Source organism: Maribacter sp. BPC-D8, assembly GCF_035207705.1.
In the GTDB taxonomy this organism is placed as follows: Bacteria; Bacteroidota; Bacteroidia; order Flavobacteriales; family Flavobacteriaceae; genus Maribacter.
Map to the genome: position 1 here is coordinate 4,132,114 of NZ_CP128187.1, position 16,772 is coordinate 4,148,885.

General features: G+C 35.6%; 9 protein-coding genes. 7 read left to right on the plus strand and 2 right to left on the minus strand.

Going from position 1 to position 16,772, the window contains the following annotated elements:
* Position 1 precedes the first annotated feature (1 nt).
* Together QSV08_RS18210 and QSV08_RS18215 are read right to left on the minus strand one after the other, a co-directional pair.
* Positions 2-1,348: a sensor histidine kinase gene (locus QSV08_RS18210; RefSeq protein WP_324025125.1), complete on the minus strand. Its 1,347-nt coding sequence runs from the start codon at positions 1,346-1,348 to the stop codon at positions 2-4.
* Positions 1,348-2,712, minus strand: coding sequence for a sigma-54-dependent transcriptional regulator (locus QSV08_RS18215; RefSeq protein WP_324025126.1), 1,365 nt, complete (start codon positions 2,710-2,712; stop codon positions 1,348-1,350). The genes QSV08_RS18210 and QSV08_RS18215 overlap by 1 nt, the downstream gene beginning before the upstream one ends.
* A gap of 200 nt (positions 2,713-2,912) precedes the next feature.
* Here QSV08_RS18215 and QSV08_RS18220 point away from each other — a divergent pair, with 200 nt between their 5' ends.
* From QSV08_RS18220 to QSV08_RS18250, 7 genes are all read left to right on the plus strand, one after another.
* Positions 2,913-4,259, plus strand: a complete 1,347-nt coding sequence (locus tag QSV08_RS18220; RefSeq protein ID WP_324025127.1) for a TolC family protein — start codon at positions 2,913-2,915, stop codon at positions 4,257-4,259.
* A gap of 96 nt (positions 4,260-4,355) precedes the next feature.
* Complete coding sequence (locus QSV08_RS18225) at positions 4,356-5,606, plus strand: efflux RND transporter periplasmic adaptor subunit (RefSeq protein ID WP_324025128.1); 1,251 nt, start codon at positions 4,356-4,358, stop codon at positions 5,604-5,606.
* Between the two features lie 152 nt (positions 5,607-5,758).
* Entirely contained in the window at positions 5,759-6,454 is a 696-nt protein-coding gene (locus QSV08_RS18230) for an ABC transporter ATP-binding protein (RefSeq protein ID WP_324025129.1), read from the plus strand.
* A gap of 206 nt (positions 6,455-6,660) precedes the next feature.
* The gene (locus QSV08_RS18235) at positions 6,661-9,078 is read left to right on the plus strand and encodes an ABC transporter permease (RefSeq protein WP_324025130.1); all 2,418 of its coding nucleotides are present in this window, start codon (positions 6,661-6,663) and stop codon (positions 9,076-9,078) included.
* A 51-nt stretch (positions 9,079-9,129) separates the two neighbouring features.
* Positions 9,130-11,478 carry an ABC transporter permease gene (locus QSV08_RS18240; RefSeq protein WP_324025131.1) on the plus strand — a complete coding sequence of 783 codons (2,349 nt, stop codon included), beginning with the start codon at positions 9,130-9,132 and terminating at the stop codon, positions 11,476-11,478.
* A 223-nt stretch (positions 11,479-11,701) separates the two neighbouring features.
* Entirely contained in the window at positions 11,702-14,134 is a 2,433-nt protein-coding gene (locus QSV08_RS18245; RefSeq protein WP_324025132.1) for an ABC transporter permease, read from the plus strand.
* A gap of 219 nt (positions 14,135-14,353) precedes the next feature.
* Complete coding sequence (locus tag QSV08_RS18250) at positions 14,354-16,738, plus strand: ABC transporter permease (RefSeq protein WP_324025133.1); 2,385 nt, start codon at positions 14,354-14,356, stop codon at positions 16,736-16,738.
* Positions 16,739-16,772: the final 34 nt, after the last annotated feature.

Genomic DNA, 16,772 nt, shown 5'->3' on the forward strand with positions numbered 1-16,772 from the left:
GCTATTGAAATGTTAGGGTAAATGTTGTCTTTTCATTAGATACTACCCGAATTGACCCGCCGTGCAAACGCATTATCTGCTTGCTTAAGCTTAAACCGATTCCTGTTCCAGTATTTTTGGTTGTAAAAAACGGAACAAATATTTCATCTAACAACTCCGCAGAAACCCCAGGTCCGTTATCGGTAACCGTAATATATTTTTTACCCTGCGCATCTTCTTCTGCTTTTATAATGATGCTACCCTCATCTTGTTCTTCTAAAGCCTGCTGGGCATTTTTTCCTAGGTTTAAAAGTATTTGGGTAAGCTGTTTTTCGTCAATATACAGTTCTAAGTCTTCAGGTTCAGATGATACTTCTAAGGTAATATTATGTCCGTTGGTATACTCCTGTAATAACAACCGTACTTTTTCTAAAATCTTGCTAGCTGGTATTAATTCTCGATCAGGTTCGGGTACACTTAAAAATGTTCGGTACGACTGTACAAAACTCATTAAATCATTGCCTTGTTCTTTGATAACCTCTAAACCTTTTGCAGAATTTTTTATCTGAAGTTCTCCGAATTCTTCGGGCGTAGAAAGCACATTACCTTTTTTAAAGTATTTTAAGATAGACTCAGATATAGAAGTAATCGGAGTAATGGTATTCATGATTTCATGGGTTAGAACACGTATTAATTTTGCCCAAGAATCAGTTTCTTTATCATCTAATTCCTTTTGAATATCATGAACAATAACCAATAATAACTGCTTACCTTCAATAGTGATAGGCGTACACTTTAGCGTTAATACTTTTTTACCCCGTTCATTACCTAAAGAATATAATGTGCTTTCGAAAGGCTCTAAAGATTCAAAAAGGCTATAGAGATTAGGGTCTATTTGTTTTAATTGCTTAACATGGTTAAGTGGTCGGTAGTTGAGCAAATCTTGCACCGTTGGGTTCGCGTATAAAATATGCCCCTTGTCATTAACGGTAAATATACCAATGTCTGCTTGCCTTAATATTTCTTGGTAATACTGCTCTTGGGCTTGTTTTTTTACATGAATATCTTGAATCATTCCATTCAGCATATTCAAGCTTTGGTTGAGTTCTTCAATAGATTTTACACTCAGTTTTTCAGGAAAACGTAAAGTGAAATCTTCATTTTTAATGGCGTCAAAGAAATAAGCAATTTTTCTATTGGTCTGGTTCACGTAATGTATGAGTCCGTATGTCTGTCCTATAAAAACAAGACTTAAAATAACACTGAGCAGATAATGTTCTTTAAAAAACAGAAATGCAGTGAGTAGCGCACAAACGGCTATCAGAATAATTCTGAAAACAAGTTGGTAGTATATACTTTTGCTGACCATTATTTGCTCGATTTTTTAAGTTTATTGTAAAGCGTTTGTCTCGAAATACCCAATTGATCGGCAGCGGCACTGTAATTTCCTTCATGGTCGTTCAGCGCTTTATTGATCATTACCAGTTCCATTTCTTCCAGCGTTTTTGGTCCGCCTTCAATAGTTACCGTAGTTTTGGTGTCCAATAGAAAATCGGTAGGTTTTAATACATTTCCTTCAGAAAGGATAACGGCACGCTCCATGGTATGCAAAAGCTCTCTAACATTACCAGGCCACGGGTAGCTCATTAATTTCTCTTGTGCAGATTGATTGATTTTTAAACTAGGCTTGCCGTATTTATTGGCGAATTTTTTCAAGAAGAAATCTGATAATACTAACACATCATTATCTCGATCTCGTAATGCAGGTACCTGTACTTGAATGGTATTTATTCGGTATAAAAGATCTTCACGAAACAAGCCGTCAGAAACCATTTGTTCTAAATTACCATTGGTAGCGCAAATTAATCTGATATCTACAGCAATAGGTTTATTGGATCCCACACGCACAACAACCCTATTCTGAATAACAGATAGCAGCTTTGCTTGCATCTGTAAAGAAAGGTTACCGATTTCATCTAAGAAAAGTGTACCACCATTGGCGGCTTCAAATTTACCTGCGCGGTCATCTTTAGCATCTGTAAAGGATCCTTTTACATGACCAAAAAGTTCACTTTCAAATAAATTTTCAGAGATAGACCCCATATCCACCGAAATAAAAACCTCATTATTTCTAGCTGAAGATTTGTGAAGTTCGCGAGCGATTAGTTCTTTGCCCGTTCCGTTTTCGCCAGTAACTAATATATTCACATCTGTTTTGGCAACTTTCTGTACGAGGTTTAAAACACTGTTCAATGCTTTAGAATTCCCGATAATGTAATTTGAATTCTGATTGATAACCTGCTTCAAATTACTCTCTTTCTGTTTTAGGTGCTGTACCTCTTTCTGCGATTTTCTAAGCTCGTAGGCAGATTTTACTGTGGTTAATAGTCGCTCGTTGTTCCAGGGTTTGAGAACAAAATCGGTGGCACCTTCTTTTATAGCTTCAACCGCAAGTTCTACGGCACCATAAGCGGTCATCATAATCACAGAAATATGCGATGCCTTCTTTTTTATTTCTCGAAGCCAATATAATCCCTCATTACCGGTGTTTACTCCCGCAGAAAAATTCATATCTAATAGTATGATATCAATGTCTTTTAGGTTGGGGAAAGAGGTAAGTAAATTGGGATTAGAAATAGTCTGTACACTTTTATATTCAAACTGTAATAATATCTCTAAAGCGCTCAATACACTTTTGGTATCATCTACAACAAGTATTTTAGCATCGATCATGGTAAATTCTATTAACTCTTTTAAAACTACACATACAAGTTTGTATTTTCATGGTACTGTAAAAATATTTGACATTATCTGTACAACATTTTTACACTGATAAATAAGTGGCGATTATTTTAATGTTGTAATCAGCTGTTAATCAATATTTTAAAATTATGGCACGTATATAGTATAGAGAATGGCATACCAATGAAGAAATGAATCAAAAATTTAAAATAACGACACTTTTACTACTCTCTATTTGGGGGTCTATACTTGCTCAAGAAAGCTGGACATTAGATGAATGTGTTTCTTATGCAATGGAGCATAACTTGCAGTTGAACGACTTTAAATATACCAACCAATCTAACAGAGAAACCTACAGACAATCGGTTCGTAATTTGTTGCCATCGGTAAATGCATCTTCAAGCTATCTTATTAATTATGGTAGAGCAGAAGATCCTAACACAGGTACATTCGTAAATCAAGATTTTTACTCGAATAACTACTCTTTAGAATCTTCGATTGATTTGTTTCAGGGGTTTCAGAAAATAAATTCAATAAAAGCCTCTAAGTTGTTATTTAAGGCAACACAAGAAGAAGTATTACAGCAAAAGTATTTATTGGCATTTAGAGTCATGCAAGCCTTTTATGACATTCAATTTTTTGAAGGATTGGTAGAAATATCAAAAGAACAATTAACAGTATCACAATCGAACTATAGCTTAGTTGAGAAGCAGGTAGAATTAGGCTTGAAAGCAGGAGCAGATTTGTATGAAGCAGAATCTTTATTGTTGACCGATAAATTAAATGTTACTCAAAGCAAAAATCAATTGGCTTCGGCGAAGTTGACCTTAATTCAAGAAATGAATTTAGAGAACACTTCAGACATAACGATCCAGAAAGACTTAGAAGAAATAGTATCAGAATTTAATAGTCAAGAAATGAAATCTGATTCTGTTTATACTGAAGCAAGGGAGTTTATACCAATGATAAAAGCGCAGGAATTTAGAGCAGAAGCAGCTAAAAAACAAGTGGCGGTTTCTAGAGGTAGATTGTACCCATCACTATCATTCTTTGCAGGTATTGGAACAGGATATTTCGAGACCTTTAGAGATACATTAGGGAATACATTACCATTTAGAGAGCAGTTTAGAGACAATACTTCACAATATTTAGGTATTAATTTAAATGTGCCAATTAGTAATGGCTGGTCGGCTAGATCAAGGGTTAAACAATCTAAAATTGAAAAGTTACGCGCAGAGAATAATTTAAAGACACAAGAACAGGTGTTGTTTCAGGCTATTCAGAAATTAGTACAAGATTATAATTCATTACTGGTAGAGTTGGTGCAGAGCAATCAGAAAATGGACGCGCAGAATTTAGCGTTCACCATTGCTCAAAAGCGATATGAAAAAGGATTGATAAATGCTTTAGAACTTTTTACCGCTAAGAATTTATATGCGAGTGCCCAAAATGAAAATTTACAAGTAAAATTAAGGTCAGAAATTAATAAGAGTACGTTAGATTTTTATAGAGGATTACCAGTATTCAATATTGATTAGAAGAAAAAAACGTCTTTGCGAGGTACGAAGCAAACTGCTGAACCTTTGACTAGATGCTAAAAAGAAATAAGATTTAATAAAGAACAAACGATTACCATGGATATAAAATTAGAAAAGAAAAAAGGATTTAAGCCAAAACATTACGGCTACATCGCATTAAGTGTATTGCTACTATTTGTTGGGTATCAGCTATTGTTTGCCAGTTCTGTGTCTACATTTAGAACAGAAAAAGATAAGCTTTCGATTGCTGAGGTTTCTGCAGGTAAATTCGATGACTACATTACTATTAACGGTAGCGTAGCACCAATAGCCACCATTTATATGGATGCTTATGAAGGTGGTCGTGTAAGTGAGAAATTGATTGAAGAAGGTGCCATGGTGAAGAAAGGTGATATCATCTTGAAGCTTGAGAACATGAATTTGTACGAGCAGATTTTAGCAAGTGAAAGTAATTTGGCACTAAAGCAAAATGATTTAAGATCAACCAAAATGAGTTTCGATTCAAGACAGGTAGAAGGTAGAAGGTCATTGGCAACAACGAGTACAGATTTGCAACGCTTGAAAAGAAATTATGAGCAAAATAAAGCGTTGTTCGATGATGAATTAATTTCAAGAGAAGCATTTCAACTATCTAAAGAAAACTATGAATTATCTCAAAAACAACATGAAATTATCAAAGTGCAAACTGTGCAAGATGATGAGTTACGTGAGACATCATTGAAAGGGTTAGATACCGATTTGGCGCGTATGCAAAAAACTTTGGGTATGGTGTACCAAAGACTAGATCACTTAAATGTACGTGCCCCTGCAGATGGTCAATTAGGGTTTTTAGATGCCGAAATTGGGCAGAGTATTGCGCAAGGTCAGCGTATAGGTCAGATTAACGTACTTACAGACTATAAGATAGAAGCTGAAATCGATGAGCACTATATAGACCGTGTAAAAAGAGATTTGGTAGCGGTTTTAGAACGTAACGGAACAGAATTTCCATTGCGATTACGAAAAGTATATCCTGAGGTTAGAAATGGTAGGTTTAAGGTTGATTTGGTTTTTACCGATAGTAAGCCAGAAACCATTCGTTCAGGTCAGAGCTATAATATTAAATTACAATTAGGGGAATCTAACGACGCACTTTTATTACCAAAAGGAAGCTTTTTTCAAAGCACAGGCGGACAATGGATTTTTGTTGTGAATTCTGATGGAGGAGAAGCAATTAAGAGAAACATTAGAATAGGAAAACAGAATTCTAGATACTATGAGGTTTTAGAAGGCTTAGAACCTGGAGAAAAAGTAATTACAAGTAACTACGATAATTTCGGAGAAGCCGAGAGAATAGTATTAAAATAGCTTCGGCTTCGCTCAGCTACCTATAAAGTTCAGTTTCGAACCCTGAGCGTAGCCGAAGGGTGAAAAGGACTAAAGAATAGTATTAAAATAGAAAATCAACTGTCACATCTGAGAATTCTCGGTGTCATTATAACAATCAAAATAGCAGGAATATGATAACCATTACGAACCTTAAAAAAAGTTTTAGAACAGAAGAAGTAGAAACCTTGGCATTGAATAGTGTCAACCTAAAAGTAGAAGACGGCGAGTTTGTGGCTATTATGGGTCCGTCTGGTTGTGGTAAATCTACGTTATTGAACATTATTGGAATGTTAGATAACCCAACAGATGGCAGCTACAATTTTGCAGGTAATGAAGTAGGCGGATTAAAAGAGAGTCAGCGTACACAATTACGTAAAGGAAATTTAGGTTTCGTTTTTCAAAGCTTTAATCTTATCGATGAGTTAACGGTGTTTGAAAATGTAGAGCTCCCATTAATCTATTTAAAGATGGGTAAGGCAGAACGAAAAGAAAAGGTAATGAAGGTGTTAGAGCGAATGAAAATTGCACATAGAGAAAAGCATTTTCCGCAGCAATTATCTGGTGGTCAGCAACAACGTGTGGCAATATCGAGAGCGGTAGTAACTAACCCGAAATTAATATTAGCTGATGAGCCAACAGGTAACTTAGATTCTAAAAACGGAATCGAAGTAATGAACCTATTAACAGAACTAAACCAAGAGGGAACCACAATTGTCATGGTAACGCACTCAGACAGAGATTCGCATTATGCGCATAGAATTGTAAATCTATTCGATGGTCAAATCGTTACTGAAAGCCAGAACCGAGCGATCGGTGCTATGATGTAATCCCCCATGCCCCCGAAGGGGGTTTTAAAAAAGAGTTTATTTATCAATCAATTTTCAATTTCGTTCACAAATCGGAGTCGAAGACAAATCAACCGAAAACCAAACCTATCCCTTAATCACGGATAATAGAGTATCATCAATCAATCAATCACCAAACCATTCCCCCTCCTTCGGAGGGGGCTAGGGGGAGGAAAAATCAAAAAATCATGTTTAGAAACCATCTTAAAATTGCTTGGAGAAGTTTAAAGAAAGACAAGCTCTTTGCCGCTATAAAAATTGGCGGTTTCGCTGTTGGTATAGCAGCATGTCTTTTAATAGCATTGTTCATTCGTAATGAGGTGGGTTATGATCAACACTACGCCAATAAGGATCAAATGTACCGTGTAGTGTTGGAGGGTATGTATAAAGGAGAGGTAATGAAAAGTACACACTTTCAGTTACCTTTTGCAGATGCCTTGCAAAGTGATTTCCCTGAAATTATAAAAGCAGCAAAAGTTAATACAACAGGAATATTTGGAGCCGGTAAACGTGGTATTAGATTAGCTGGTGAGAAGCAAAATAACCTAGAAGACGGATTTTTACTTGCAGACCAAGAAGCATTTGAGATTTTAGAAGTTCAGCTCGAACAAGGTAATGCAAGCACGGCATTGGCAAATCCGAAAAGCATTGTTATCTCAGAATCTAAAGCAGCAAAATATTTTAAAGACGGTACGATTATAGGCGAAACAATCATTTTAGACAATGATCCTACAAAGCCATATACCGTAACTGGTGTCATGAAAGATGCGCCTAAAAACTCGCATTTAACATACGATTTTTTAATTCCCATTGAAGATACCAATGCAAGTTGGACCAACCAAAACTACTTCACTTATATTCTAGTAGATCCAAATACAAATGTTCAGCAACTAGAGAAAAAAATGGTTTCTATTGTTGAAGATTACATCATTCCCGCGCAAAGAGAACGAGGTCGTGCTCCAGACTTTATTGATGTGCTAAGAACCATGGAGTATAAGCTTCAGCCTATCACAGATATTCATTTGTATTCAGACATTAAAATGGCAGATGGTCTAAAGCATGGCGATATCAGATTCGTTTGGCTTTTTGCGGCTATTGCCGGTTTCGTATTACTGTTAGCAGTGATCAATTTTATAAACCTTTCTACTGCAAAATCAGCAAATAGAGCAAAAGAAGTAGGACTTAGAAAAACTATTGGTGCTTATAAAAGCAATTTGGTGGTTCAGTTCATGACCGAATCAATAATGTTCAGTTTTGTCTCTTTTATTTTAGGGGTTTTATTGGCTTGGGCATTATTACCATCATTCAATTCTATTGCATCAAAAACAATTGAAATGCCTTGGGCAGCATGGTGGTTCATTCCAATTATATTAGTTGCTGCGCTGTTGGTAGGTTCTTTGGCAGGGCTTTATCCTGCATTTTATTTATCAGCATTTAAACCGGTTAATGTTTTAAAAGGAAGTTTAAGCATTGGTAGTAAAAGTGGAAAATTAAGAAGCGGACTCGTTATTTTTCAATTTTCTACATCTGTAATTCTGATTATAGCCACGTTGATTATTTACCAACAAATGGATTTTATACTTCAGAAAGAATTGGGATATGATAAAGAACAAGTGGTGATACTAGAGGGAACAGGAGTTTTAGGAAATAGCGCAGAGAATTTTAAAGAACAATTACTACAATTACCACAAGTAAAATCGGCAACGATATCTAATTATTTACCAGTAGATGGTGGCAGTAGAAACGGAAATACCTTTAGAAGAGAAGATGAAGGTAATGAAGGTAGAGGCATACCTGCTCAAATTTGGCGAGTAGATTATGACTACATAAAAACATTGGGTATTACTCTAAAAACAGGTAGAGATTTCTCTAAGCAGTTTGCTTCAGACTCTTTGAATTCCATCATTATAAATGCTAATATGGAAAGAGAGCTTGGCTTGGATAATGCAATTGGTAAAGAGATTAATAACAACGGACAACTATTTACGGTTATAGGGGTGGTTGATGATTTTCATTTTAAATCTCTAAAAGAAGATATTTCTTCATTGTCATTGGTAATTGGTAAAGATTTAGGGTCCATATCACTGAAGTTAGAAAAAGGAAATGTGAATCAGGCATTGGCATCTATCGCATCGGTATGGAATAAAAACATTCCCAATCAGTCTATAAATTATAGCTTTTTAGATCAAGAGTTTAGTCGTATGCATGACGATGTAGGGCGTATGGGTAAGATATTCAACAGCTTTGCACTGTTCGCCATATTGGTGGCATGTTTAGGGTTGTTTGCACTCTCTGCCTTTATGGTAGAACAACGTAAAAAAGAGATAAGCATTAGGCTGGTTTTAGGCGCACCATTTAAAAGTATATACCGACTACTAACGTTAGATTTTATGAAGCTTATTTTGGTATCCATCATTATTGCAATACCAATTGGTTGGTACATTATGAGCCGTTGGCTAGAAGATTTCGCCTATCATATCACCATCGGTTGGGGCATATTTCTAGCTGCAGGTTTAATAGCATTAACCATTGCAATACTGACCATAAGTTACCAATCTGTTGGTGCAGCATTAATACAACCTTTGAAAAGCCTTAGAAAAGAATAAATATCCCATCCCCAGCCCTTCCCGAAGGGAAGGGAAGAAAAAACGAGAACTATGTTTAAGAACTATATAAAAATCGCTTGGCGAAATCTTTGGAAGAATAAAGGCTATAGCCTATTGAATATTTTTGGTCTGGCAATAGGGATAACCTGTGCCGCTATGATTTTACTTTGGGTAGAAGATGAGGTAGGTTATGATAAAGATTTTGCAAAACAAGATGTGGTGTATTACATACCTACCAACCAACAATACGATGGCGAATGGAGAACATTTTTTCAAGCTACTCCGGGGCCGTTAGCAGAAGTTTTAAAGCAAGAAGTTCCAGGAATTGTAGGAGCTGCAAGAACAAAAAGTGATGATTTTTTGTTTCAGGTAGATGATACTTCTATTAATAAAAACGGACGATATGCTGACCCAGATTTTTTAAGCATGTTCAGTCTAACTTTTGTAGAAGGCAATTTAGAAACAGCTTTTAATGATGTAGATGCTATTATTATTTCACAAGAAACGGCTACCCAATTATTCGGAGAAAACACTTCAGCCATTAATAAAGTGGTGAAAATAAATAACGAAACTAATTATACTGTCTCTGGTGTTTATGAAGATTTGCCAAACAATGTCACCTATACTTTTGATTGGTTGGCGCCATTTGAGCGTTTTGCAGAAGGTAAAGAGTGGATGAAAGATTACGGCTCTAATTTCTCAGACACATTTGTAGAACTTTCGCCAGAAGCAAATTTTGAAGTAGTTAATCAAAAGGTGAAGGCAATACTGCCTATGAAGACCGAAGATGATGAAACTGTTGCATTTTTATTTTCTATGAAAGATTGGCATTTACGGTCAGCTTTTGAAGGAGGAAAGAATGTAGGTGGGCAAATTACTTATGTAAGACTGTTCAGCCTTATTGCAATAATCATATTATTAATAGCCTGTATTAACTTCATGAACTTGGCTACCGCCAGAAGTGAAAAAAGAGCTAATGAAGTCGGAGTCCGCAAAGTATTGGGATCTGGTAGAAAAGGATTGATATCTCAATTTATGGCAGAGGCAATAATAACTGCAGCATTATCTGCGGTATTAAGTGTGCTGTTATTGAAATTATTGGTGCCGCAATTCAATATGATTATCGACAAACAGCTAGAGTTAAGTTTATTTAACCCCACACATATTTTAACCTTAGTTGGCATTACCCTGGTTTGTGGTATTGTTGCGGGTTGGTATCCGGCATTTTATTTGTCTTCTTTTAAACCTATAGATGTGTTGAAGGGAGCACGAAAAACAAAAGGGAGCGCATCATTTATTAGAAAAGGGCTAGTGGCTACTCAGTTTGTAGTTTCTATAGTATTCATCATAAGTACTATAATCGTGTATCAACAAGTACAACATGTAAAAGGGCGCGATTTAGGGTATGATAAAGAAAATCTGGTTAAAATTCCTGTAACAGGAGGTATCATAAAAAACTTCAAACCTCTTGAAGAAGATATGAAATCTTCAGGTATGATAGAAAGCATCGGTCTCAATAATTCAGATATTTTATCCGGTGGTAATAATACATCTAATTTAGAATGGCAAGGTGGTATTGATACCGAAAATGTGCTGGTATCTATTAGAAGTATTACATCAGATTTCTTTAATACCGCTGGGATGGAGATTGTAGAAGGTAGAGGATTTAGTAACAACCCTGTTCAAGACAGTACCAATATTATTGTAAGTGAATCTTTTGCAAAATTGATGGGTAGTGGCAGTGCTATAGGCAAAACAGTAGAAGGTGATTACCCAGTAATTGGCGTAGTAAAAGATTATTTATACGATGACATGTATGGATCTAGTGATCCGGTTATATTTTTTAATAACCCTAGTGATGCAAGTTTTCTCTATGTAAAGACAAAAAAGGGTATAGCAACAGCATCGGCTTTGACAGCTATGGAAACATCGTTGAAAAAGTTCAATCCCGCATTTCCTTTTGAATATGAATTTGTAGATGATACCTATAATGCCAAGTTTAAAAGTGAAAAATTAATCGGGAACCTTTCTCAAATTTTTGCGCTACTAGCTATATTAATTTCTTGTTTAGGACTCTTCGGATTATCAGCCTTTACCGCAGATCAGCGTAGAAAAGAAATAGGAGTTCGTAAAGTTTTAGGGTCAAGCATATCGAGTATTGTAGGCTTGTTGTCAAAAGATTTTATGCAATTGGTAGTAATCGCAATTTTAATTGCTAGTCCGCTTGCATGGCTATTAATGCACAATTGGTTAGAAGGTTATTCGTACCGTATTTCTATAGATATATGGGCTTTTGTAATTGCAGGTGTTGTCGCTATTGTTATAGCGTTAGTAACGATAAGCTTTCAAGCTTTAAAAGCAGCTAGAGCGAATCCGGTTAAAAGTTTACGTACAGAGTAAGGGCATTAATTATGATAACAAGACTTATTATCAGAATTCTACTGTAAATATATTTTACAAATTTTGTCCAAATATTTGACAGTTAAGATATTAGATTTTATTTTAAACAACTATAGATCAGCACATTAAACTAATGGCATGAAATTAGACTTCTTATTTTTTGTTGTCAATCACCATCATCAAATCTCGCTAAGCAAAGTCTAAGCATCAAAAAACGAAAATCATGTTTAAAAATTATCTAAAAATTGCCTGGAGAAGTTTAAAGAAGCAAGCCTTTTTTACTTTCTTAAATACATTTGGACTAGCCATTGGTATGGCTGGGGCATTGATTATATCGTTATATATCTACGACGAGCTTAGTTATGATAAAATGTTTACCGATGTAGATAGGATTTATCGTATAGATGCAGATATAAAATTTGGTGGAGCTGAAATGAAGGCAGGTGAAGCTGCCGCACCAATGGCAGAAACCTTAAAAAGAGATTATCCGCAAGTAGAATCAACTGTTCGTCTTAGAACTATAGGTAGTGCGTATGTGAAAAAAGAAGGAGGAAACAGAAGTGCCAAAGAAAGCCATATAGCCTTTGCCGATTCTACAATGTTCGATTTTTTCGGAATAGAGTTGCTCGCAGGTAACGCTAAAACGGCATTGACCGGCACCAACTCGTTAGTCTTGACCAAAAGTGCAGCAGAGAAACATTTTGGGGATACAGATGTTATTGGTCAAAATTTACTGTTGGACAATACCGATACTTATACGGTAACCGGAGTGATTGAAGACATGCCCCAAAATTCCTATTTCAATGACTATAGTGTGTTTTTGGCTATGGCGGGCAATGTGGCATCTAGGGAAGATAATTGGGGTGGTAATAATTATTTTACGTTTGTAAAATTAATACCTGAAGCCAATGCAGAAGATTTTCAAAAGCCTTTGCAAGACATGTTAGAAAGGTATATGTTACCATGGTCACAAAAGTATTTTCCGGGTATGACGGCAGAGTCGTTTGCGGCATCTGGTAATTATATTAGGTATCATACCATGCCATTGACCGATATTCATTTGTATTCTGATAGAGATACGGAAATGAATGCAACAAGTAGTATTCAAAATATTTACATTTTATCATTTATTGGATTGTTTTTGATCATTTTGGCAAGTGTAAACTTTATGAACTTGTCTACGGCACATTCTTTAAAGAGAGCCAAAGAAGTTGGAGTTAGAAAGACTTTGGGTTCCAATAGAATGAATCTGGTTTTTCAGTTTTTAACAGAATCAGGTTTAATAGCATTTGTGTCTTTGTTAGCGGCACTAATAATTTCAATGATAGCATTACCATTTTTCAATAGCTTCACGGGCAAATCAATTGTTATTCCGTTTACTCAGCCCTTATTTTGGTTGGCGTTATTTGGGGCAACCTTTTTACTAGGATTATTTTCAGGCAGTTACCCTGCATTTTTCATGTCAAGATTTACTGCCGTTAAAAGCTTAAAAGGTGGTAGTACAGAAAGTGTAGGTAATGGTAGGGTGCGTAATGCCTTGGTCATATTTCAATTTTCAATTTCGGTATTTCTCATCGTAAGCACTTTGGTAGTTTTTCAACAATTAAATTATATACAGAACAAAGATTTGGGCTTTTCCAAAGATCGGGTGCTGTTAATTAACGAAATAGGGGCGCTAGGATCAAAGACCAAAGCTTTTAAAGAACAAATTGCTAACATGGCTTTTGTGGAAAGCGCTACGTTAAGCGATTACTATCCAACACCATCTTGGAGGTCAAATACCTCGTTCTTTGAAGAAGGTGCAAGAGATCAAGAATTTGCCATTCAAATGCAAGAATGGAAGGTAGATTCAGATTACTTAAAAGCTATGGAAATGGAGATAGTTGCTGGGCGAGATTTTAATCCGAAATATGTATCAGATTCTACGGCTATCATTATAAATGAAGCTACGTTGCCTATTATGAATGTCACCGCAGAAGAAGCTTTGGGTATGCGTATATCAGAAGAAATTGAACTCGAAAACCCTACCTACTATACTATCATCGGTGTAGTTAAAGACTTTCATTTTACATCTTTGCGTAATAATATAGAGGCACTAGGTATACAACTTAAATCTGATGCCGAAAATATGGCGGTTAGAATGAGCGGTGGAAACTTTGTAAATAATATTTCAGCAATAGAAAGTACATGGAACGCCATTGCACCCGGTCAACCATTTGATTATCGCTTTATGGACGAAGCTTTCAATACCACCTATGAAGCGGAACAAAAACTGAGTAAGATATTTTTCATTTTTACTATGCTGTCCATTTTTATTGCTTGTTTGGGATTATTTGGATTAGCTGCCTTTAATGCCGAAAAACGAACAAAAGAAATCGGTGTTAGAAAAGTGTTGGGAGCTACTGTAAGTCAAATTTCTTACCGACTTACAGTAGATTTTCTAAAACTGGTCGGTGTAGCAATATTAGTGTCATTGCCATTAGGTTGGTATGTTATGAATAAATGGCTCGAAGATTTTTCATACCGAATAGAAATAGGATTTGGCATTTTCGCCCTTGCAGGACTACTTGCAATTATAGTGGCTATTGTAACGGTTAGTTATCAAAGTATAAAAGCGGCGGTTGTAAACCCCGTTAAGAGTTTACGTTCAGAATAACCGTGCTATAGATTGCACCCATTCTTATAAAGATGATACAGGGATTAATGTAACGATCCGTTTTTCAAATAGTCTTTGTAAATATATTGTACATGTTTTGTCAAAAAATTTGACACTTAAATATTCTATAGTATCATAAATAACTAATATTCAATAGGTTAATAGTGTGGCACGGATTTAGTCTTAGATTTAGTGTCATCAATCAAAAAACGCGCAATCATGCTAAAAAACCACCTAAAGTTATCTATTCGAAACCTCTGGAAAAACAGATTGCTCTCCTCATTAAATCTACTAGGCTTAAGTATCGGTATTGGTAGTGTGTTGACATTGTTATTTTCAGTGTATGCATATTATGTAGCAGATGCTAATATTCCTAATCAAGAAAATATAGTGTATTTAAAAACGCACTTAACAGATGGCAATAGCTACAATGAAGTTACCTACCCTTTGTTAGATAAAATTCTAAGCACTTCACCTGAGATAAAAGCAGGTACACACATGCATGGCTGGGGCAATATTTGGTTAGAGAGCGATAATAAAGAATTTCAAAAGACAACGACGTATGCGGATCCAGAATTTTTCGAGGTATTCGGGTTGCCTTTAAAATATGGAAATCAGAGTGATGCCTTAAAAGAGAAATATTCTATTGTTTTAACTGATAAGGTGAGTAAACAATTATTCGGAGAAGAGAACCCCGTTGGTAAAAACTTAATAGCTGCAGATACTTTAAATCTCACCATTACTGGGGTTTTAGAACCTATTAGTCCGTACTCATCATTTAGGCTAGGGGTATTGTTACCGAATACGATTTTAGAAGATAATCCGATATTTATCAGACAAACAAATTGGGACAACAGTTTTTCGCCCATATTCTTAAAGCTAGATGAAAAGGCAGATGCATTGCAATTCGAAAAGAAAGTAAATCAACTAGTAGTAGAAAATTATGCCGATCCTAGAACCATTTCAAGAATTGAATTGATGCCATATAAGGAGATGCGAATGGATACCGTTCCCGTTGCTAAAATTATAATTAACGGAAATATCGCGGCAGCTTTTTTTGTACTGCTTATTGTGCTAGTTAATTTGTTGAACTTGAATACTTCTACCATGTTTCGTCGCACAAAAGACATAGCGGTCAGAAAAATATTAGGAGGAACTAAAAAAGGAGTGATAGTACAGTTCTGTCTTGAAAATGGAATATTGGTTTTATTGTCAGTTTTAATCTCTGGCGGACTCTTTCTTGGTATTTTATTGCCGAAGATGAATGCTGTTTTCGGGGCAGATTTTGGTGAGATTAGTTTCAGTTTTGTAGATGATTATCCAGTCATTATAGGAGCTGTAGTATTGGGTTTAGTTGTTACTTTAATAGTAGGTATTTTGCCTACGTTGAGGTTTATATCTTTACCCATTTCAAAAGGGATTAAAGGAAAAATAGATGCCGCAAAGGGCAATTTCCTATTTCGAAATTCTTTTGTCATTTTGCAATTTACCATCGCTATACTTTTTATCTGTGTTGCCATTATTCTCAATAGTCAGATCGGGTTTATGAAAAGTGCAGATTTAGGTTTTGATAGGGAAAATGTTATCGCAGCGAACATAGATCTGGATTATAAAAATATAGATGCAGCGAACTCTAGCTTTAATGCGTTGTTAGATGAGTTAAAAGCCAATCCATTTGTAGAAAGTGTTAGCACTAGCCAAGCTGTACCTTCAGATTATTATTTTAACTACAGTACGTTTTATGACCCAAATACCGATGTAGATGTTCGTATACGTCGCTCATATGTAGATGATGGTTATCTAAAAACTTTGAAGATACCGATGGCTATGGGTCGAGATTTTGATAACATTTTAGATACAGAAGAAAGTAAATCGGTTATCATTAATCGTAGTGCTATGAGAGCATTTGGCTGGTCATCAATAGAAGGCAAACGGTTAGAATATAGAGGTGATGATTCTGATGGTTTTGCGATTGTAGGTGTTATGGAAGATTTTAATTATCAAGATTTACAAAACTCGGTAGAGCCTTTAGTGCATTATTACAATAATGAAAAAGATTTGGCACATCATCGGTATTTATCTGTTCGGGTAATGGAGGGGAACGAAAAAGAAATTCAGAATTTAATGAATACTGCTTTTTCTAAAATAAGTTCTCGTAAAAGTTTCTCGCAAGAATTTATAAGTGAAAAAGTAAGTGGTCAATATAGGTTAATAGACGGCATGTTAAAGACGGTAAATGTGGTTGCAATGATGACCATTTTCATATCATGTTTAGGCATGTTCGGTCTTATCTCATTTATGGCGAAAAGAAGAATCAAAGAAATAGGTATACGAAAAGTATTAGGTGCTGGTGTGCTTAAAATAGTAGTGTTACTGTCTAAAGATTATATTTTGTTAGTAGGTATAGGAGCGTTAATCGCCTTCCCTATTGCATGGTTTGTAATGAATGCATGGCTGGGCAGTTTCGCTTACAGTATTGCTATACAATGGTGGATGTTTGTTTTGGCAGGATTAATTGCCTTTTTAATAACAGCATTCACATTAGGCATACAAGCGGTAAAATCAGCAATGGTAAACCCAGTGAAGAGTTTAAGAACAGAATAACAAGTATATCATCAGTCAATCAATAAAAAATAAA